General features: G+C 71.3%; 14 protein-coding genes and 1 pseudogene. 12 read left to right on the forward strand and 3 right to left on the reverse strand.

Annotated features, from left to right (window positions below):
* Nucleotides 1-2: 2 nt before the first annotated feature.
* On the reverse strand, nt 3-1,229 hold the full coding sequence (locus tag GA0115234_RS38290) for an acyl-CoA dehydrogenase family protein (RefSeq protein ID WP_093550994.1): 1,227 nt from the start codon (nt 1,227-1,229) through the stop codon (nt 3-5).
* 173 nt (nt 1,230-1,402) lie between these two features.
* On the opposite strand from GA0115234_RS38290, the gene GA0115234_RS38295 reads away from it, so the two are divergent.
* Complete coding sequence (locus GA0115234_RS38295; protein WP_093550996.1) at nt 1,403-2,053, forward strand: TetR family transcriptional regulator; 651 nt, start codon at nt 1,403-1,405, stop codon at nt 2,051-2,053.
* 29 nt (nt 2,054-2,082) lie between these two features.
* On the opposite strand, the gene def is transcribed toward GA0115234_RS38295, so the two are convergent.
* On the reverse strand, nt 2,083-2,628 hold the full coding sequence (gene def / locus GA0115234_RS38300) for a peptide deformylase (protein WP_176729390.1): 546 nt from the start codon (nt 2,626-2,628) through the stop codon (nt 2,083-2,085).
* A 114-nt stretch (nt 2,629-2,742) separates the two neighbouring features.
* Between def and GA0115234_RS38305 the strand changes: the two genes are divergently transcribed.
* From GA0115234_RS38305 to GA0115234_RS38325, 6 genes and pseudogenes are all read left to right on the forward strand, one after another.
* Nucleotides 2,743-3,981 (forward strand): Mur ligase family protein, encoded by a 1,239-nt coding sequence (locus GA0115234_RS38305; protein ID WP_093550998.1) that lies wholly within the window; start codon nt 2,743-2,745, stop codon nt 3,979-3,981.
* A gap of 34 nt (nt 3,982-4,015) precedes the next feature.
* On the forward strand, nt 4,016-4,744 hold the full coding sequence (locus GA0115234_RS38310) for a type 1 glutamine amidotransferase (RefSeq protein WP_093551000.1): 729 nt from the start codon (nt 4,016-4,018) through the stop codon (nt 4,742-4,744).
* A 170-nt stretch (nt 4,745-4,914) separates the two neighbouring features.
* On the forward strand, nt 4,915-5,943 hold the full coding sequence (locus GA0115234_RS38315) for a 6-phosphofructokinase (protein WP_093551002.1): 1,029 nt from the start codon (nt 4,915-4,917) through the stop codon (nt 5,941-5,943).
* Between the two features lie 111 nt (nt 5,944-6,054).
* On the forward strand, nt 6,055-7,005 hold the full coding sequence (locus GA0115234_RS38320) for a cytochrome c oxidase assembly protein (RefSeq protein ID WP_093551004.1): 951 nt from the start codon (nt 6,055-6,057) through the stop codon (nt 7,003-7,005).
* A 66-nt stretch (nt 7,006-7,071) separates the two neighbouring features.
* A complete protein-coding gene (locus GA0115234_RS41665; protein ID WP_107405846.1) occupies nt 7,072-7,230 on the forward strand; it encodes a hypothetical protein in 159 nt (52 codons plus the stop codon).
* Between the two features lie 420 nt (nt 7,231-7,650).
* Nucleotides 7,651-9,012: pseudogene (locus tag GA0115234_RS38325) on the forward strand (glycoside hydrolase family 6 protein); the annotation flags it as partial.
* Nucleotides 9,013-9,113: 101 nt separating this feature from the next.
* Here GA0115234_RS38325 and GA0115234_RS38330 read toward each other — a convergent pair.
* A complete protein-coding gene (locus tag GA0115234_RS38330; RefSeq protein WP_370804737.1) occupies nt 9,114-10,712 on the reverse strand; it encodes an alkaline phosphatase D family protein in 1,599 nt (532 codons plus the stop codon).
* A gap of 313 nt (nt 10,713-11,025) precedes the next feature.
* On the opposite strand from GA0115234_RS38330, the gene GA0115234_RS38335 reads away from it, so the two are divergent.
* The 5 genes from GA0115234_RS38335 to GA0115234_RS38355 are packed head-to-tail and all read left to right on the forward strand — an operon-like array spanning nt 11,026 to nt 21,174.
* Entirely contained in the window at nt 11,026-13,956 is a 2,931-nt protein-coding gene (locus GA0115234_RS38335; RefSeq protein WP_093551009.1) for an alpha-L-rhamnosidase, read from the forward strand.
* Nucleotides 13,953-15,257, forward strand: coding sequence for an extracellular solute-binding protein (locus GA0115234_RS38340; protein WP_093551011.1), 1,305 nt, complete (start codon nt 13,953-13,955; stop codon nt 15,255-15,257). The genes GA0115234_RS38335 and GA0115234_RS38340 overlap by 4 nt, the downstream gene beginning before the upstream one ends.
* On the forward strand, nt 15,254-16,216 hold the full coding sequence (locus tag GA0115234_RS38345; RefSeq protein ID WP_256088916.1) for a carbohydrate ABC transporter permease: 963 nt from the start codon (nt 15,254-15,256) through the stop codon (nt 16,214-16,216). The genes GA0115234_RS38340 and GA0115234_RS38345 overlap by 4 nt, the downstream gene beginning before the upstream one ends.
* The gene (locus tag GA0115234_RS38350) at nt 16,213-17,088 is read left to right on the forward strand and encodes a carbohydrate ABC transporter permease (RefSeq protein WP_256088917.1); all 876 of its coding nucleotides are present in this window, start codon (nt 16,213-16,215) and stop codon (nt 17,086-17,088) included. The genes GA0115234_RS38345 and GA0115234_RS38350 overlap by 4 nt, the downstream gene beginning before the upstream one ends.
* Nucleotides 17,089-17,097: 9 nt before the next feature.
* Nucleotides 17,098-21,174, forward strand: coding sequence for a glycosyl hydrolase (locus tag GA0115234_RS38355; protein ID WP_093551013.1), 4,077 nt, complete (start codon nt 17,098-17,100; stop codon nt 21,172-21,174).
* Nucleotides 21,175-21,245 lie beyond the last annotated feature (71 nt).

Genomic DNA, 21,245 nt, shown 5'->3' on the forward strand with positions numbered 1-21,245 from the left:
CCTCAGCGGATCGGCATGCCCGAGAGGGTGCGGGCGATGACCAGACGCTGGATCTCGCTCGTGCCCTCGAAGATCGTGTAGATCGCCGCGTCCCGGTGCATCCGCTCCACCGGGTACTCACGGGTGAAGCCGTTGCCGCCGAGGATCTGGATGGCCTGGGCGGTGACCTTCTTCGCCGTCTCGCTGGCGTACAGCTTGGACATGGAGCCCTCGGCGGACTCGAACGGCTTGCCGGTGGTCGCCATCCACGAGGCGCGCCAGACCAGCAGCCGGGCCGCGTCGATCCGGGTGCGCATGTCGGCGAGCTGGAAGGCGACGCCCTGGTTGTCGATGATCGGTCGGCCGAACTGGGTGCGGGTCTTCGCGTAGTCCAGCGCCACCTCGTACGCCGCGCGGGCGGTGCCGACCGCCATGGCGCCGACCGCCGGGCGGGACGCCTCGAAGGTGGCCATCGCGGCGTTCTTCACCCGCTCGCCGCCGGACGCGGCACGTTCGCGGGCCCGTGCCAGGCGCTGGTCGAGCTTCTCCTTGCCCCCGAGCAGACAGTGGCCGGGGACCCGGACGTCCTCCAGCACGACCTCGGCGGTGTGCGAGGCGCGGATGCCGTGCTTCTTGAACTTCTGCCCCTGGGAGAGACCGGGGGTGTCCGGCGGCACGATGAACGAGGCGTGCCCCTTGGAGCCCAGCTCCGGGTCGACCACGGCGACCACGACATGGACGTTGGCTATGCCGCCGTTGGTCGCCCAGGTCTTGGTGCCGTTCAGCACCCACTCGTCCTTGGCCTGGTCGTACACCGCGCGGGTGCGCATCGAGGCGACGTCGGAGCCCGCGTCCGGCTCGGAGGAGCAGAAGGCGGCGACCTTCACGTCATCGGCGTCGCCGTACATCTGCGGGATCCAGGTCCCGATCTGCTCCTCGGTGCCGTTGGCGAGGACGCCCACGGCCGCCAGGCCCGTACCGACGATGGACAGGGCGATGCCCGCGTCGCCCCAGAAGAGCTCCTCCATCGCCATCGGGATGCCGAGTCCCGTCGGGTCGAAGAACTGCTGGGCGTAGAAGTCGAGGGAGTAGATGCCGACCTTGGCCGCCTCCTGGATGATGGGCCAGGGCGTCTCCTCACGCTCGTCCCACTCCGAAGCCGCCGGACGGATCACATCCGCGGCGAAGCCGTGAAGCCAGTCACGGACCTGCTTCTGGTCATCGTTGAGTTCGAGCGTGAACTCCGCCATGTTCCCCTCCACGTACTGCCGTGAAAAACCACTCGTTACTTGCGGTAACCGCAGTCTGTTACCGACAAGTAGCCTCTGTCAACCGCCCGGGTTCGGATCCGCACGGCGCTGGGCAGGGTGTTACGTTGCGCAGGCACGATGCATGTGCACGGCCAGGGGCGGGGAGAGGCGACATGGAGAGCACACGACAGGCAGAGCGACAGCGGACAGCGGCCGAGAGCCGCCGCCGGGAGCTGCTCGAAGCCGCCGACCGCGTGGTGCTCAGGGACGGGCCCGGGGCCTCGATGAACGCCATCGCGGCGGAGGCCGGAATCACCAAACCGATCCTCTACCGGCACTTCGGCGACAAGGGCGGTCTCTACCGCGCCCTCGCCAAACGCCACACCGACGCCCTGCTGATCGCCCTGCGCGCGGCCCTCGACGCCCCCGCCGAGCGCCGCAGGCGCGTCGAGTCGACGCTCGACACCTATCTCGCGGCCATCGAGGCCCGCCCGCAGGTCTACCGCTTCCTGATGCACCCGTCCGACGACGCGGCGCCCTCGACGGAGCAGGGCTTCGACGTCGGCCGGCACTCGGCGCCGCTGCTGCGCCGGCTCGGCGAGGAACTCGCCCTGGTGATAGCCGAGCGGGTGGACCTGGGCCCGGACAGCGCGGCCATGGCCCGCATCTGGGGCCACGGCATCGTCGGCATGATGCACGCCGCCGGTGACTGGTGGCTGGGCGAACGCCCCTGTTCCCGCGAGCAGTTGGTACGCAGCCTGGCCGATCTGCTGTGGGGCAGGCTGGCCGCGGCAGGCGACCGGCCGGGCGGCCCCGGATTCTGAGGCCTGGGTCACACCGGCCGCGGGAGTGGTCAGCCGGTGCGCGCCCAGGGCGCCCGGCGGGCCGCGCGCAGCGCCTTCCTGCGGCGCAGCCCGGTCAACCGGTCCGTGTAGACCGCGCCTTCGAGGTGGTCGCACTCGTGCTGGAGGCACCGCGCGAAGAAGCCGGTGCCGGTGACCCGGACCGGTTCGCCGTCGACCGTGAGCCCCTCGACGACGGCCCGGTCGAACCGCGGGGTGCCGGCTTCGAGGCCGGGCAGCGAGAGACAGCCCTCCGGACCGCGTACGGTGATGCCGTCGGCCTCGACGAGCCTCGGGTTGACGAGATGGCCGAGATGGCGGACGTCCTCGTCGTCCGGGCAGTCGTAGACGAACACCCGCAGCGGAACGCCGATCTGGTTGGCCGCGAGGCCGACGCCCTCGGCCGCGTACATGGTGGCGTACATGTCCTCGACGAGCCGGGCGAGCGAGGGACCGAAGTCGGTGACGGGTTCACAGATGCCGTGCAGCACCGGATCACCGAGCAGGCTCATGGCACGAATCAGTCCGGAACTGCCGGGGATCGGGCGGTTTCGCATGGCCGCAATCGTACGTTCCACGCGACCTCCACCTTCCCGGCGGTGCCAGGGTGCGGTCGCCGCGCCGGACATCGATAGGCTGGGCGTGGACCGATGCAAGGAGGATCTAGGACGATGGCAGGCAACACGGAGCCGCTGTCGCCGCGGGCCAAGCTGGCCGTGACGGCGGGCAAGGCCGCGGCGGCGGTGTCACGCGCCGCAGGGCGCGGCAGCGGATCGGTGATCGGCGGCCGGGTGGCGCTCAAGCTCGACCCCGACCTGCTGGGGCGGCTGGCGCAGCACCTGGACGTGATCCTCGTGTCGGCGACGAACGGCAAGACGACGACGACCCGGCTGATCGCCGAGGCGCTGCGGGCCGCCGGCCCGGTGGTGTCGAACGCGCTCGGCGCCAATATGCCGGCGGGTATCACCTCGGCGCTGGCGGGCGGCTCGGACGCGCAGTACGGCGTGATCGAGGTCGACGAGAAGTACCTCGCCGGGGTCGCGCGTGACACGACGCCCAAGGTGATCGCGCTGCTCAACCTCTCCCGCGACCAGCTGGACCGCGCGGCCGAGACCCGGATGCTGGCGGAGAAGTGGCGTGAAGGGCTGTCCGGCTCGAAGGCCGTGATCGTCGCGAACGCCGACGACCCGCTGATCGTCTGGGCCGCTTCCTCCTCCCCCAATGTGGTGTGGGTCGCGGCGGGACAGGCGTGGAAGGACGACGCCTGGTCCTGCCCCGCCTGCGGCGGTGTGATGCAGCGCCCCGGCGACGACTGGTTCTGCGGCGAGTGCGGATTCCGCAGGCCCGCTCCCAGCTGGGTCCTGCACGGCGACTACGTCCTGGACCCGCACGGTTCGGCCTGGCCGATCCACCTCCAGCTGCCCGGCCGCGCCAACAAGGCCAACGCCACCAGCTCCGCCGCCGTGGCCGCCGTCTTCGGTGTGCCGCCACAGGTCGCGCTGGAGCGGATGTACCAGGTGCAGGCCGTCGCGGGCCGCTACGACGTGGTGTCCTTCCTCGGCCGTGAGCTGCGGCTGCTGCTGGCGAAGAACCCCGCGGGCTGGCTCGAGACGTTCTCCCTGATCGACCCGCCGCCCACGCCGGTGATCCTCTCCGTCAACGCCCGCGGCGCCGACGGCACGGACACCTCCTGGCTGTGGGACGTGGACTACACCCAGCTCGCCGGTCACCCGATCTTCGTGCTCGGCGACCGCAAGCTGGACCTGGCGGTCCGCCTCGAAGTGGCCGGACTCGACTTCCGGGTCTGCGAGAACCTCGACGAGGCCGTGCAGCAGTCCCCGCCCGGCCGTATCGAGGTCATCGCCAACTACACCGCCTTCCAGGATCTGCGCCGTCGTGTCGGCAACTGACCCCGGGTCCGGCCACCTCCGGAGAGGACGAAGCATGAGCAACAACGGTCTGCGTCTGGTCTGGGTCTACCCCGACCTCCTCAGCACCTACGGCGACCAGGGCAACGCGCTGGTGGTGGAGCGCCGGGCCCGGCAGCGCGGTCTCGACGTGCAGCGCGTCGACGTGCGCAGCGACCAGCCGATCCCGACGTCCGGCGACATCTATCTGATCGGCGGCGGTGAGGACCGGCCGCAGCGGCTTGCCGCGGAGCGGCTGCGCCGCGACGGCGGGCTCAGCCGGGCCGCGTCGAACGGCGCGATCATCTTCTCGGTCTGCGCCGGCTACCAGATCCTCGGCCACGAGTTCATCAACGACCTCGGTGAGCGCGAGCCCGGCCTCGGGCTGCTCGACGTGGTCTCCACTCGTGGCGAGGGGGCCCGGTGCGTCGGTGACGTACTGGCCGACATCGACCCGCAGCTCGGCCTGCCGCCGCTGACCGGTTTCGAGAACCACCAGGGCGTCACCCATCTCGGACCGACGGCACGGCCGTTCGCCCGGGTGCAGTTCGGCCGGGGCAACGGCACCGGCGACGGCACCGAGGGCGCGTACAACGACACCGTCTTCGGTACGTACATGCACGGCCCTGTGATGGCGCGCAACCCGCACATCGCGGACCTGCTGCTGAAGCTGGCCCTCGATGTGAACGCGCTGCCGCCGACGGACGACCGCTGGTACGAGGCGCTGCGCGCCGAGCGCATCGCCTCGGCCACGCAGCCCGCCTGATGAGGCGCCGGACGTTCGACGATCAGACGCCCTTGCGTTCGCTCGTCTGAGCGGAGTCCAGCAGGCGGACGCCCGGTTCGGTCCCGCCACCCTGCGCCGGTAGGGTGGCGGGGATCCAACCGGACGACGTGGTCCGGTCGTCGGCCCACGTTGCAAAGGTTTCCCGGGCAATGCGAATTGGTGTGCTCACCTCCGGCGGCGACTGCCCCGGCCTCAATGCCGTCATCCGTTCCGTCGTGCACCGCGCGGTGGTCGACCACGGCGACGAGGTCATCGGCTTCCACGACGGGTGGAAGGGCCTCCTTGAGTGCGACTTCCGCAAGCTCGACCTCGACGCGGTCGGCGGCATCCTCGCCCGGGGCGGCACGATCCTCGGCTCCTCCCGGGTCCAGCCCGCCCATCTGCGCGGTGGCGTGGAACAGGCCAGGGGCCATGTCTCCGATCTCGGTCTCGACGCGATCATCCCGATCGGCGGCGAGGGCACGCTGAAAGCGGCCAATCTGCTCTCCGAGGCGGGTCTGCCGATCGTCGGCGTACCGAAGACCATAGACAACGACATCGCCTCCACGGACGTGACCTTCGGCTTCGACACCGCCGTCGGTGTCGCGACGGAGGCGCTCGACCGGCTGAAGACGACCGCCGAGTCGCACCAGCGGGTGCTGATCGTCGAGGTCATGGGCCGTCACACCGGCTGGATCGCCCTGCACTCGGGCATGGCGGCCGGCGCGCACGCCATCGTCGTGCCGGAGCGCCCGTTCGACATCGACGAGCTGACCGAGGTGGTCGGGGAGCGTTTCTCGGCCGGCAAGAAGTTCGCCATCGTGGTCGTCGCCGAGGGCGCCAAGCCCCGCGAGGGCTCGTCCATGGAGATCGAGCAGGGCACCAAGGACATCTACGGGCACGAGCGATTCGCCGGCCTGGCCACGCGACTCTCCAGCGAGCTGGAGCGGCGACTCGGCAAGGAGGCCCGCCCGGTGATCCTCGGCCATGTGCAGCGCGGCGGTACGCCGACCGCGTACGACCGGGTGCTCGCCACCCGCTTCGGCTGGCACGCGGTGGAGGCGGCGCACCGCGGTGAGTTCGGCATGATGACGGCGCTGCGCGGCACGGACATCGTGATGGTGCCGCTGGGCCGGGCCGTGGAGACGCTGAAGACCGTCCCGGCCGAGCGGTACGCCGAGGCCGAGTGCGTGCTCTGAGCGACACCCCGTCCGACGAACCGCCCCCGGTCGCAGCCGCGACCGGGGGCGGTTCTACTCTGGTCGGGACAACCGGCACGAAACGGGGACGTCCCCAGCAGGAGTGAACAGATGGATCACAGCGGGCACGGCATGGACATGGACCTGCCGCCGTTCACGCTGGGACGTGGGCTCCAATTCTCCGCGGACCCGTTCTTCCTCATCGGCTGCGTCCTCGCCATCGGCCTGTACACGTACGCCGTGCTGCGGCTGCGCAGACGCGGGGACAGCTGGCCGGCCGGCCGGATCGTGTTCTTCGTCGTCGGTGTGCTGAGCATCGCCCTGGTGATGTGCACCAAGCTCAACGACTACGGCATGGTCATGTTCAGTGTGCACATGGTGCAGCACATGGTGATCAGCATGCTGTCGCCGATCCTGCTGCTGCTGGGTGCTCCGGTGACCCTGACGCTGCGCGCGCTGCCGGTCGCGGGCCGTGGCCGCACCGGCCCGCGTGAGCTGCTGCTCAAGCTGCTGCACAGCCGGTACATGAAGGTCATCACGCATCCGGTCTTCACGATCCCGCTCTTCATCGCCAGCCTGTACGGCCTGTACTTCACCCCGCTCTTCGATTTCCTGATGGGCTCGAAGACCGGTCACATCGCGATGATGGTGCACTTCCTCGCGGTCGGCCTGGTGTTCTTCTGGCCGATCATGGGCGTCGACCCGGGGCCGCACCGGCCCGGCTATGTGATGCGGATGCTGGAGCTGTTCGCCGGGATGCCGTTCCACGCGTTCTTCGGCATCGCGCTGATGATGGCGACGACGCCGATGGTGGGGACGTACCAGCATCCGCCGGCCTCGCTGGGCATCGACGCGCTGAGCGACCAGGGCTGGGCGGGCGGGATCGCCTGGGCCTTCAGCGAGATCCCGTCGGTGCTGGTGCTGATCGCGCTGGTCTTCCAGTGGTACCGCTCCGAGCAGCGGACGGCGAAGCGCTCCGACCGCGCGGCCGACCGCGACGGTGACCAGGAGTTGCAGGCGTACAACGCCTATCTCGCCTCATTGCAGGCGCGCGGGCGGTAGCGGTGGAGCCGCCTCAGGGGTGACGATGGCATCCACGGCCGCACGGCCGGCGAGGAGGGTGCGGGCATGTCCGGATCCACGAAGGCCATGGGAGTGCTCACGCTGACGGCCCTGGTCGTGGTCACCGCGTACACGGTGGCGCTGGGGAGCAGCGGCTGGCTCTGGTTCGGCTGGGTGGTGCTCGGCCTGATCACCCTGGGGATGGCGGCGACGCGCCAGTCCTGAGCCACGGCCCTCGCCACCCCCTTACCGGCCGGGAACCAGAACGCGTTCCGACGCCCCCTCCATCCGTCGATGGAGGGGGCGTCCGCCGTCCCGCACCGATTCAACTCTTGACAGGTGCGCGTCACTGCGTCACCTTGGGAGCGCTCCCACAGTCAAGAGTCGCACACAGGGACGGTCGTGCGTCCGGCTGCGGGAGCGTTCCTGAAGGCCGGGTTCCGTCGTCCGCGGGACCCGTTCCGCACCGTGCGCACTCCGCTCCTCGCCCGGCACCTCTCCCCCACCACGCCACACCGATGGTCACCCCCCGCACCGGGGGCGCGGTGTGGGGCAGCGCACCCCGAGCCGCTGCCCCGGTCACGACACATCCCCGAGGCCCGTGGACCGACCACCCACGGGCACCCGAGAAAACTTGGAGCCGCAATGAGAAGGACAGGCACCACTTCGCGCGGAACACGCCGAAGGCTCGCCGCGCTCTCCGCCCTCGCGCTGGGCGCGGCGCTGACGGTCGCCCTTCCCGCACCGGCGTCGGCGGCCGGCCGGGTCGACAACCCCTACGCGGGCGCCACCCCCTATGTGAACCCCGACTGGTCCGCCAGGGCCGCCGCCGAACCGGGCGGCGGAGCCATCGCCGACGAACCCTCGTTCGTCTGGATGGACCGCATCGCCGCCATCGCGGGCACGGCGGGCGCACGGGGGCTGCGCGCGCATCTCGACACGGCACTGGCACAGGGCGCCGACCTGTTCCAGGTGGTCGTCTACGACCTGCCGGGCCGGGACTGCGCCGCGCTGGCCTCCAACGGCGAGCTCGGAGCCACCGAGATCGACCGGTACAAGAACGAGTACATCGACCCCATCGCCGACATCCTCGCCGACCCGGCCTACGCCGGACTGCGCATCGTCACCCTCATCGAGCCGGACTCGCTGCCGAACCTGGTGACCAACGCCGGCGGCTCGGACGGCTCCACCGAGGCCTGCGCGACCATGAAGGCGAACGGAAACTACGAGAAGGGCGTCGGCTACGCCCTGCACACCCTGGGGGCGATCCCCAACGTCTACAACTACGTCGATGCCGCCCACCACGGCTGGCTCGGCTGGGACTCCAATTTCGTACCGGCGGCGCAGGAGTTCAAGAAGGCCGCCACCACGGAAGGGGCGGCGGTCTCCGACGTCCACGGATTCATCGTCAACACGGCCAACTACTCGGCCCTGAAGGAGCCCTACGTCAAGATCACCGACACGGTGAACGGAACGACGGTACGCCAGTCCAAGTGGGTGGACTGGAACTACTACGTCGATGAGTTGTCGTTCGCCCAGGCACTGCGCACCGAGCTGGTGAACCAGGGCTTCGCCTCGGACATCGGCATGCTGATCGACACCGCGCGCAACGGCTGGGGCGGCTCCGCCCGGCCCACCGCCGCGGGGCCGCTGACCGGTGTGGACGCCTATGTCGACGGCGGCCGGGTGGACCGGCGCATCCATGCCGGCAACTGGTGCAACCAGAGCGGCGCGGGGATCGGCGAACGGCCGGCCGCCGCCCCCGAGCCGGGCATCGACGCCTATGTCTGGGCGAAGCCGCCGGGCGAGTCGGACGGCAACAGCCAGCCCGTCGACAACGACGAGGGCAAGGGCTTCGACCGGATGTGCGATCCGACGTACACCGGGAACGGCCGCAACGGCCACAACCCGTCCGGAGCCCTGCCGGGTGCCCCGCTCGCGGGCCACTGGTTCTCGGCGCAGTTCCAGGAGCTGGTGCGCAATGCCTACCCGCCGCTGAACGGCGGGAGCGCCTGACCCCGGCACAGCCCTCTCCGGGCAGGTGGTGACGCCCGCCCGGACACGGATCGCCCCCTGTCGCTCCGGCGGCAGGGGGCGGTCGCGTTCCCTCAGGCCTGCTGGAGTCCCGGGTGGCCGGCCTCGGTCACGTAGGAGGTCCGGGTCGAGACGGGCGCGCCGGGGGTGGTGACGTACGGGAGCACCCGGAAGTCGGCTCGGCACTGCTCCCGGGTCAGTGAGCAGCGTACGTAGCCACGCTGGAAATTGGTGAACTTGATGTGGTCGTTGGCGGCGAGCAGCTTGGCGCCGGAGGGGTCCAGATCCGTCCCGTCCTTGGTGGTGGAGATGGACGAGCCGACGAATTCGACGCCGAGCGTGGGCGACCCCGGGTCGTCGAAGTCCTGCTTGAGGTTGGCGGCGAGGTGGCGGTGCATGTCGCCGGTGAGGACGACGGGGTTGCTCACGCTGCGGTCGGTGAGCTGCTTGAACAGCCGTCGGCGGGCGTCCACGTAGCCGTCCCAGAAGTCCATCACAAAGGCCTGGCCGGGGCCGGGGTCGGTGTCGACCTGGGTCACGGGGATCTGCTGGGAGATCATGTTCCACGTCGTGTCGGAACGTCCGAGGCCGTTGTACAGCCACTGCTCCTGTTCGGGTCCGAGGATGGTACGGCCGGGCGTCAGCCGTTCGTCGCAGCCGCTCCTGGTACCGTCGCCGCAGGGCTGGTCGTCGCGGAAGAGGCGGGTGTCGAGGATGTGGAAGGTGGCCATCCGCCCGTAGCGCAGTCGGCGGTACATCCGGGCCTCGAAGCCGTTGGGCTTGTTCGGCAGCCGCAGCGGCAGGTGTTCGTAGTACGCCTGGAAGGCGGCCGCGGCGCGTTCGCGGAAGACCGCCGGGTCCTGGTCGGGTTCGTTGTCCGCCTTGGACTTGTCGCCCGCCCAGTTGTCCTCGACCTCGTGGTCGTCCCAGACCAGGGCGAACGGGTGGGCCTGGTGGGCGGCGATCAGGTCGGGGTCGAAGCGGTGGAGGGCGTGGCGGTTGCGGTACTGGACGAGGTTCATCGGCTCGGGCCGCAGTTCGGCCGCGACGGGGACGTTGCGTACGCCGCCCATGGCGTCGATGGCGTTCTCGTAGATGTAGTCGCCGAGGTGCAGGACCAGGTCGACGTCCTCCTCCGCGAGGTGCCGGTAGGCGGTGTAGAAACCCTCGAACCACGCCTGGCAGGAGACGAAGGCGAAGTCGAGCTCCTTGGGCCGGCTGGTCGGCGGGGGTGCGGTGCGGGTACGACCGACGGGGCTGAGCACGCCGCCGGCCCGGAAGCGGTAGTAGTAGTGCCGGTCGGGCTGGAGTCCGGAGACCTCGACATGGACGGAGTGGGCGAGTTCGGGCACCGCGCGGGCCTGTCCCCGGCGTACGACGGAGCGGAAGCGGTCGTCGCGGGCCACCTCCCACTGCACGTCGACGGCGGACGGCGGCATGCCTCCGGTTCCGTCGGGCGCGAGGGGCTGGGGGGCCAGTCGGGTCCACAGCACGACCCCGTCCGGCCACGGGTCGCCGGAGGCCACCCCCAGGGTGAACGGGTTCTCGTGGAAGAGTGTGTCGCCCCAGGCCCTGCCCGCCGACAGACCGGCCGCGGCCAGGGCGATGCCGACCGTTCCGCCGAGCATCGACCGTCTTCCGAACACTCCAGTACCACCTGACCCACTGTTCATTTGCATGAAACTCGTCCCTTCGTCGAACGGAATTCCGTCCGGTACGAGGTGGGATCGGCGCGTGATTTCACGCCCGTCCATGTGGTAATCACAGCGTGAATATCACAAGGGAATCATGCGCCACAAGACTAGCCACGCATGGTCATTTTGCCGTTCACAGGTGGTTAGTTGGGGATACACCAACCATTTTCGCCATGGTCGACGACAGACCGGCACCACCCTTGACACCCCTCGGAGCTGCTCATAGTCTCCACGCCACAGAATTAACGTTAGATTTCACATCGGGAAATTCGGTACGACGGAAGGACGTGCTGTGTCCGGTTCCCCGGCAGCGGGTGTACCCGCCCGCCATCCCGCCGAGGGCCGGACGGCGGGCCGTCCTGGCGTCCGGACTCTGCGGCCGTACGCGCTGCGCTGCGAGCACCGCATCACCCCGCTGGGCATCGACCAACCCGCGCCCCGGCTGTCCTGGCGTCTGGCCTCCGACCTCCGGGGTGACGACCCGGTGGCGTACCGGGTCCGTGTCACCGAGGACGCCGGGGACCTGGAGGACGGCGGCCGGCTTCTCTGGGACACCGGCCGGGTCGCCGATCCCGGCGCCACGGCCGTCGACTACGCGGGCCCGGCGCTCCCCGGCCGTACCCGTTTCCACTGGCGGGTCTCGGTGTGGCCGGCCGGATCGGATGCGCCGTCCGAGGCCGACTCGTGGTTCGAGACCGGTTTCACCCGGGCGGACGAGTGGTGTGCCGCGTGGATCGCCCAGGGCCCGTGTCCGGTCGACGTCATGGACGCCCCCACCGAGGGCGAGTTCGCGCTCGACGACCACGGGCTCGCCCCGTGCCCCCTGTTGCGCCACTCCTTCACCGCGCCCGCCGGTGCCCGGGGCCGCGTCCATGTCAGCGCGCACGGTCTGTACGAGCTGCGGCTCAACGGCGAACGGGTCGGTGACGCCGAGCTGGCCCCCGGCTGGACCGACTACCGCCACCGCGTCCAGTACCAGACGTACGACGTCACCGCCCTGCTGCGGGAGGGCGAGAACGTCCTCGCGGCCACCGTCGCCGACGGCTGGTGGAGCGGCTTCGTGGGCTTCGAGCCGCGCCGGTCCGGGGCGCACTACGGTTCGTCCCCCCAGTTCCTGGCCGAACTCCACCTGACCGGGCCGGACGGCCGGGCCTCCGTCGTCGCCACCGACGGGACCTGGCGCACCGGCACGGGCGCGATCCGCCACGCCGATCTGCTGAAGGGCGAATGCCACGATCTGCGGCGTGCCGCCGACGGCTGGGAGCTGCCCGGTTTCGACGACTCCGGCTGGCCCCGGGCGCTGGTCGCGGGGGCCGATCACCACCTGCTGGTGGCATCCGTCGACGAGCCCGTCCGGGCGATGGCCGAGCTGCGGCCGTACTCGGTCGAACGTGTCCTGCCCGGCACCCATGTCGTCGACTTCGGCCAGAACCTCGCCGGGCGGATCAGGCTGAAGGTCCGTCATCTCGCCGCCGGGGCCCGGGTGGTGATCCGGCACGCCGAGGTGCTGGACGGGTCGGGGCGGCTGTACACGGCCAATCTGCGCACCGCGGCCGCGACCGACGTGCTCATCGGGGACGGCCGCGAGCACATCGTCTTCGAGCCGCGCTTCACGTATCACGGGTTCCGGTACGCGGAGATCAGCGGTGTGCCCGAGCTGGCCGAGTCGGATGTCGTCGCCGTGGCGCTGCACAGCGACACCCCGTGGGCCGGGGAGTTCGACTGCTCGGACGCCGAGCTGAGGCGGCTGCACGACTGTGTGGCATGGGGGCAGCGCTCGAACTTCGTCAGCGTGCCCACCGACTGTCCGCAGCGCGACGAGCGGCTCGGCTGGCTGGCCGACGCGCAGGTCTTCCTCCCGACGGCCGCGCTCAACGCGGACGTCGCCGCGTTCTTCACCAAGTGGCTGCGCGACATCGATGACGCCCGCACCCCCGACGGCGGGTTCACCAATGTCGCCCCGCGTCTCGTGGGCGTCGCCGACGAGGGCGCGCCCGGCTGGGCGGACGCGGGGGTGATCATTCCGTGGCATCTGTACCGCGTCTACGACGATCCCCGGTTCCTCGCCCGGTCCCTGGAGGCGATGTGCGCCTGGGTCGATCTGATCCACCGCCACAATCCGGACCTGGTCTGGCGCCACCGGGTGGGCCCGCACTTCTCCGACTGGCTCGCTCCGGGCACCCCCACCCCCCGTGAGGTCGTCGCCACCGCGTACTTCGCGCACAGTGCCCGGCTCACCGCACGGGCCGCAGAGGTCCTGGGGCGGAAGGATGCCGGGGAGCGCTACCACCGGCTGGCGGACGACATCCGCCGTACGTTCGCCGAGCGCTTCGTCACCGCCGAGGAAGCCGACGCCGAGGTCGCGGACGGAGTCTCCGTGCGGGTCGCGGGCGACACGCAGACCGGGTATCTCCTCGCGCTCGCCTTCGAGCTGCTGCCCGACGCTCTCGTCGGTGCCGCCGCCCGCCGGCTCGCCGCGCTCGTCGAGTCGGCCGGTCCCGCGCTGCTGACCGGCTTCCTCGGGGTGGCGCTCGCCGCGCCCGTCCTCGATGCCCATGGCCGGGCCGATCTCGCCCATGCGCTGCTGCTCCGCGACGAGGTGCCGTCGTGGCGGTTTCCGCTGCGGCACGGCGCCACGACGATCTGGGAGCGCTGGGACGGGTGGACGCCCGACACCGGATTCCGGGCGCCGTCAATGAATTCCTTCAACCACTACGCGCTCGGCTCGGTCGGCGAGTGGCTGTACCGCGGTGTCGCCGGACTGGACCAGGCGCCGGACTCCACGGGCTACCGGAAGCTGCGGATCCGGCCGCGCCCCGGTGGCCTCCGCCACGCGAGCGCCCGCCACGAGTCGGTCCGCGGCACCGTCACGGTGACCTGGGAGCGGCACGACGGCCGGATCGCGCTGCGCGTCCTGGTGCCGCCCGGCGCCACCGCCGAGGTGTACCTGCCGACGACGGACCCCGGTTCGGTCCGTGAATCGGGGCTGGTGCCGAGCGCCGACGACCCCCACATCGTGTTCGTCTCGGCCGCCTTCGACCACGTGCTCTACCGCGTGTCCTCGGGCGCCTACCGCTTCACCGCGACCCATCCCCCGGTGGGCGGCCGTGCCGGGACGCCCGAGGCGGCCCGGCCGCGGCCGTCGCTCACCCCGAGCCGACGCACATCGGAACCGGCGGCGAAACCTTCGTTCGCCCGTTCGTACGAGGAGGACACACCATGACGACGGGTTCTCGCTTCCGGCCGGACCGAAGAACGCTCGGCCGCCGGGGATTACTCCGGATCGGCGGCGGGGCCGCGGCGCTCGCCGCCCTCTCGCCCGTACTGACGGCCTGCTCGGATTCCGGAGGTTCCGGCAAGCTGCGTCTCGTCGGCGTCGCCGACCAGCAGAAGCCGGTCGAGGAGCTGGTCGCCCGCTACCGCACATCCCACCCCGACGCGGAGTTCGCCACCTCCTTCGCGCCCACGGACCAGGTGCAGACGGTGCTGCGCACCCAGCTCGCCGGTGGCAACGCCCCCGATGTGCATGTGCTCTATCCCGGCAGCGGCAGCGCCATGTCCATGGTCGAGCTGGCCAAGGCCGGACTGCTCGCCGATCTCAGCGAGCAGTCGTGGACCAAGGAAGTCCCGTCGAACTTCCACCCGGCTTACCGACACGAAGGAAAAACGTATCTCTACTCGGCGGGAAGCAGCGTCATCGGCGCCATCCACAACAAGAAGGCCTTCGCCAGGGCCGGGGTCGAGCCGCCCAGGACATGGAAAGAACTCCTCGACGTCTGCGCGGAATTGAAGGCCAAGGGCATCATCCCGATCGCGCTCGGCACGCAGACTCCCTGGGTCACCCAGCTGATCAGCTACGCGCTGGTCCCCAACGCCGTCTATGCGCGGAACCCCGCATTCGACGCCGAGATGGCTTCCGGGAAGGCGCACTTCCGGGACTCCGGATGGGCCGACGCGATGGGCAAGTACCAGGAGCTGCAACGCCGGGGCTTCTTCAACGAGAACCCCAACGGGACGACGTACGAGCAGCAGACCTCGATGGTCGCGAGCGGCAGGGCGGCGATGGCCGTCCAGGTCTCCGCCGTGCTCGCCAACTTCCGCCAGGCCGCCCGGAATCCGGACGACCTCGGCATGTTCCCCTTCCCCGGCGGTGACGACGCCGCGAAGCTGTGGATCCCGGCGGGCATCGTCGTCGGGCTCGGGATCTCGGCGCGGTCCAGGAACTCGGCCGAGGCGAAGGCGTTCGTCGAGTTCCTCGGGAGGCAGCAGAACGTCGACCGCTGGGCGCGGTCCGTGGCCGCGATCCCGTTCAAGCGCGACGCCGCCACGAGGACCGACCCGGCCCTCGACGGCTTCCTGCCGCTCATCGACGACAACCGGGCGGTCCCCTTCATGGACCAGAGCTGGCCCAACGCCGAGGTGCAGCCCGCCCATTTCGCCGCCGTGCAGGACCTCCTCGCGGGGAAGACGGATGTCGACGGCGCCCTGGGACAGATGGACGAGGCCTACGGGAAGAAGTCGTGACGAGCACCTCCGAGAAGACCGTCCCCGGCCCGGCGGGCAGGGCCGCCGACGGACCGGACACCGGTCGCGGCCGCCGGGTCCGGCACCGCGATCACACCATCCCGCCCTGGCTCTTCGTCGTGCCGGCTCTGGTCGTCTACGGCATCGTCGTGCTCTACCCGAGCCTCGCCGGGGTGATGTACGCCTTCACCGACTGGTCCGGCATCGGCGGCTTCTCCTTCACCGGCACGGACAACTTCCGCGCCCTGCTCGACGACGGCCGGGCCCTGGAGTCCGTCAGCAACACGCTGCTCCTCACCCTCGCCGTGGTCGTCGTCCAGAACGGCATCGGCCTGCTGCTCGCGCTCGGCGTCCACACCAGCATCAAGTCGCGCGCGGTACTGCGGCTGGTCTTCTTCGCACCGGCCGTGGTCAGCCCGGTCATGGTCGCGATCCTCTGGAAGTACGTCTACAACCCCGAGAACGGCGCCGGTCTGAACGGTCTCCTCGGTGCGGTCGGGCTCGGCGGACTGCGCCAGGACTGGCTCGGCAATCCGTCACTCGCCCTCTGGTCCGTCGCGGCGATGGTGGTCTGGCAGTACGCGGGCTACTCGATGGTCGTCTTCCTGGCCGGGCTCCAGGGCGTGCCCGCCGAACTCCACGAGGCCGCCCGGATCGACGGGGCGGGCTCCTGGCAGCGCTTCCGCTATGTCACCTGGCCTCTCCTGGCCCCGGCACTGACGATCAACCTGATGCTGTCGACCATCGGCGGCCTCAAGCTCTTCGACCAGGTCTACGCCGCCACCAACGGCGGACCGGGCACCTCCAGCGAGACGCTGTCGACCGTCCTGTACAAGGAGGCGTTCGTCTACGGGAAGTTCGGCTACAGCACCGCTGTGGCCCTGGTCCTCGCACTGTTCGTGGCCGCGGTCTCGCTGGTCCAGCTCCGGTATCTGCGTGCGAGGGAGGTCACCGCGTGAGTACCGCAACGGCCCGCGGCCCGGCGAAGGCGAAGCCCGGACGTACGGGGCGCCGACCGAAGTACGGGCAGTACGCCCTCGAACTGCTCATGATCGCCGTCGCCGTCGTCTTCCTGTTCCCGGTGTACGCCCTGGTCACGCTGGCGATGAAGGACCCCCGGCAGATCTCCGAATCGCCCCTCTCGCTGCCCTCGCCGCCCACCTTCGGCAACTTCGGCGACGCCTGGTCCTCCGCGTCACTGGGGCCCGCCCTGCTCAACAGCACGGTCATCACGGCCGTCAGCCTGCTGCTGCTCATCGTCCTCGGCTCCACGGGGGCCTACTACCTCGCCCGGTGTGCCCGCGGCCTCGGCTACGGGCTGTACATCCTGTTCCTGCTGGGGATCGTGCTGCCGTTCCAGCTCGGCATGATCCCGCTCTACCGGCTGGTCGACGACCTCGGCTGGCTCGGCACGTACCAGGGCATGGTGCTCTTCTACACCGGCATCCAGCTGCCGTTCACGGTCTTCCTGTACACCGGATTCATCCGCGCCCTGCCGCAGGACTACGCGCAGGCCGCGCTGATCGACGGCTGCGACCACCGGCAGGCGTTCACCCGGATCGTGTTCCCCCTGCTGCGCCCCATCACCGGCACCGTGATCATCCTGAACGCGGTGTTCATCTGGAACGACTTCTTCACCCCACTGCTGTATCTGGGCGGTTCCGACAAGGAGACCGTGCCGGTCGGCATCTTCGCGTTCGTCGGCCAGTACGTCTCGGACTACGGACTCGTCTTCGCCGGACTGGTGCTCGCCGCACTACCGATCCTGATCGTCTTCGTGGTCCTCCAGCGCTATGTGATCAAGGGCTTCGCGGGCGGTCTCAAGGGCTGAGGAGCTCCTGTGACGCATCCGGCTCATCCGCTCCTCCCGCCGAGTGTCGCGGCGGTCCTCGCCGGGCCGCCGCGCGCCTTCTCACCGGTCGCCCTCTGGTGGTGGAGCGGGGAGCGGCTCGACCGGGCCCGGCTGCGGGCGCAGCTGGAGCGCTTCGCGCAGGGCGGGGTGCACCAGCTCGTGCTCCTCGACCTGGCACCGTCGGGGCCCCTGTTCGGCTCCGACGCCGACGACCCGCCGTTTCTCTCCGAGGCGTGGTGGGCGTTGCTCGACGGGGTGTGCGACGACGCCCGCGCACTGGGTGTCGGCCTCTGGTTCTACGACCAGCTCGGTTTCTCCGGCGCCGATCTGCAGGCACGTCTCGTCGACGAGCGGCCCGCCCACGGGGGCCGCCGTCTCGACCGGGTGCGGACCGTGGTGGAGTCCTCGGCGGACCGGCCCGGCGAGCTGTGGTGTCCGCCGGGCGGCCGGCCGCTCGCGGGCGGCGCCGAACCGCTCGACGGCGACGGCCGGAGCCTCGGTCCGGCCGTCCCGGCCCCGGTGGCCGACGGGGTCGTACGGGCACCCGGCCCCGGCCGGTGGCGTCTGACGCTCCATCACCACGGGGCGCTCGGCTTCGACTATCTCGGCGCGGAGGCCTGTGCGGCGCTGCTGGACCGGGTGCACGGGGAGTTCGAGCGCCGGCTCGGCGACCGGCTCGGGTCCGTCGTCGTCGGCTCCTTCCAGGACGAGCTGCCCTCCCTGCCCACCTGGTCCACCGGCTTCGCCGACGCCTTCCGGCGCCTTCGCGGGTACGACATCACCGAGCGGCTCGACGCCCTGTACGAGGACTGTGCCGATCCGGACGTCCACCGGATCCGCCGCGACTATCACCTGACCCGTGCCGAGCTGGCCGAGGAGGCGTTCTTCCGGCCGCTGGCCGCCTGGCACGAACGACACGGGCTGCTCATCGGCTGTGATCAGCAGGACCCCGCGCGCGCCGGACACCCGGTCGCGGGCGTGGAGCTGTACGCCGACTATCCGCGGACCCACCGCTGGTACTCCGCGCCCGGCTCCGACCACCACGGGGACGCCCGTGTCCACTCCTCGCTCGCCCACCTCTACGGCCGTCCCCGCACCTGGATCGAGGCCTTCCACTCCACCGGCTGGGGCGGCACGCTGGAGGAGACCTTCGACTGGCTGCTCCCGTGGCTGCGGGCCGGTGCCACGCTCTACAACCCGCATGCCGTCTACTACACGACCAAGGGCGGCTGGTGGGAGTGGGCGCCGCCCGCGACCGACTGGCGCCAGCCGTACTGGCGTCACCACCGCGTCTTCGCCGATGCCGTGACCCGGCTGTGCGCGATCCTGAGCCTCGGTCACCATCTGTGCGACATCGCGATCCTGCTGCCCACGACCACCGCCCAGGCGGGCACCGCCCTGGACGGCGTCGACGACGCGGCGGCCCGTGCCCAGTCGGTGTATCTGGAACTCGTCGGTGACATGACCTGGTTCCGCACCCGGCCGGGCGCAATGGACCGCCTGGGCCTGGACGCCGATGTGATCGACGACGCGTCCGTGGCCCGCGCCCATGTCTCCCGGCTCGACGACGGGGTGCGACTGCGGGTCGCGGACGAGGCGTACGCCACCGTCGTGCTGCCCTCGTGCACCGTCCTGGAACGGGAGACGGCTCGGCTGCTCGTCGAATTCGCCTCCGCCGGCGGACGGTTGATCGCACTGGGCGACCTTCCCGAGCAGTTGGTCGGTCCCGGCACGGCCACCTCGGCCGGGCTGCGGGCGTGCTTCGCTGACGGCCGGGCCGTGCGTGTCCCGATGACGGCCGAGCCGGACCGTCCGCTCGCCGCTGCTCTCGGCGGCGCGCACCCGGTCGTCCGCGCCCCGGTCCCCGCGCTCGCGCGGCGCGTGGACGGCGCTACGGTGGTGTTCCTGACCGCGGCCGCCCCACGGGCGACGCGTGCGGCGGTCGCCGCCCCCGACGAGCGGGGCGCCGCCCTGGGCTGGCTGGACGCCCGTTACGACTTCGACCCCGGCCGGTACGCGCGGCGGGCCCGGGTGCGGGTGCGGGACGTGGAGGGCCCGGCCGTTCTGGTGGATCCGTTCGGCGGCGCTCCCCGGACGCTGCCGGTGCTGCCCGCCGACGACGACGCGCGGGCCGTCGAGGTCGATGTCCCCTTCGATACGGGACCGGCGGCTGTCCTGGTCTTCCCTGCCCACGGCGTCCTCCCTGCCCACGGCCGGGAGCCGGCGGCTCCCGTGGCGCGGAGCTCCGGGCCGGGTACCACCGTCGTGGAGATCCCCCCGGACGCGGAGTGGGACATGGTGCTCGTCCCGACGCTCGACAACACCTGGGGTGATTTCGCCCGCCCCGCGACCGGTCCGCCCACCGGTCCGCCCGTCACCGAGTGCCGGACCTTCGGGCACCGGGTGGAGGCGGCCGGTGAGGACGGCCTCCGGGACGGCTGGGCCGCGTCCTCCGGTACCGCCCGCCCGGCGCGGGCCACGGTGCACGCGACGTTCGGCCCGCGCGCGGTCGTGCTCCGCGAGGGGCCCGGCCGGGACGGTGGCCCTTCGATGCTCGAATGGTCGGAAACCCTGGGCGTCCACAAGGACCCGGTGCATCGCGCGGTGCTGGGGCCGAAGGGGCATGTGCCGGAGGAGTTCGCGCACCTCGGCCCCGCGGTCGCCGGAGAGACGGTGCGGCTGCGGGTGGCGCTGCACCTGGACGCGCCCTTCGACGGACACCTCGCGGTCGGGGCCGCGGCGGCCAAGCGGGCCCGGCTCGACGGCACGATCCTGACGCTCGACGACGGGGGCCACCTCGCGCTGGGCCCGGTGCGGGCGACGGCCGGAGCCCATCTGCTCGAACTGGAGCTGACACCCGATCAGGACTGTGAGCTGCGGGCACATCTGGCGCTCGTGCGCGATCCCGAGGGCTACCGGCGCCCGGAGTGGATCCACGCCCCCGGAACGATGGGCACGACACTGCGGCTGTCCGCGCCCCCCGCCCGTGCCGTCGTCCAGGTGGCCTCCCGGGCGCCCTGCGTACTGCGGGTGAACGGGCAGGTCATGGGCAGGCAGGGCGGTTTCGACCCGTACGCCGCACACGCGGTGCCGCGTGTGCGGCGGCACGACGTGGCGGCGGCCCTGCGTGCCGGTGACAACGACATCACCGTCGAGACGTCCGGCGACGGCGAGCGCGCGGTCCTGGTCGACGCGGTCCTCGTCGACGGGCACGGCGGGCGGATCGCGGTGCTGCACAGCGGTTCCCACTGGTGGGCCGAGGGGGCGCGGGGGCGCGGGCCGGTCCGGGTACGCCGCGAGCCGGTGGGTGATCCCGCCGCGCTGTTCCTGCGCCGCCGCCCCCATCCGCTGCCGGGGGCCGCGTGGCTGGACCCGGAGGCCGACGACGGCACGGTGGTGCCGGTACGGTTCGCGGTGCCGGGGAGCCGGGGCGGTGTGGAGTGGCTGTGGTGCGAACTGCCGCCCGGAACGAGCCGGTTGACGGCGACGGTGCACGGCGAGGTCACCGTCCATGTGGACGGCTCCGCGTGCCCCGCCGCCACGACCGCCGTCGACGCGCGGGGGGTGCGTACCGTGACGGCCGAACTGCCGCCCGCCGATCGCGGCGGACCGCGGACCGCGGCGCTGCGGGTCCGGACCCGCCCCGGGTACGAGGGCGGTGCCGCGCTGGCCGGTCCGGTGTGCTGCGCGGTGGGCCCCGGACGGATCCGGCTCGGCGACTGGGAGGGCCAGGGGCTGGCCGAGTACAGCGGCGGAGTGCGGTACGGCCGCGTGGTGACCGTGCCCGCCGATGCCGCGGCGGGTCCGCTGTGGCTGGACCTCGGGCGGGTCCGGGGCACGGCCGAGGTACGGGTCGGGGGCGCCGAAGCGGGAGTGCGGGTGTGTTCCCCGTACGTGTTCGATCTGACGGGGCTGGTGGTGGCCGGGGCCAATGCTGTGGAGATCACCGTGTTCGGGACGCTGGCGCCCCACCTGGACGCGACGAGCCCGACCCATTTCGTCTTTCCCGGGCAGCGGGTCAGCGGCCTGCTGGGACCGGTACGGCTGCGCACCGGGCGGGTGTGACGGGGCGGGGCGCGGCGGGCCGGGCCGGGGCAGCCACGTACCGCCCCGGCCCGCCGCGTCGGGCACGCGCG

This window comes from Streptomyces sp. DvalAA-43 (assembly GCF_900091725.1).
GTDB lineage: Bacteria > Actinomycetota > Actinomycetes > Streptomycetales > Streptomycetaceae > Streptomyces > Streptomyces pulveraceus.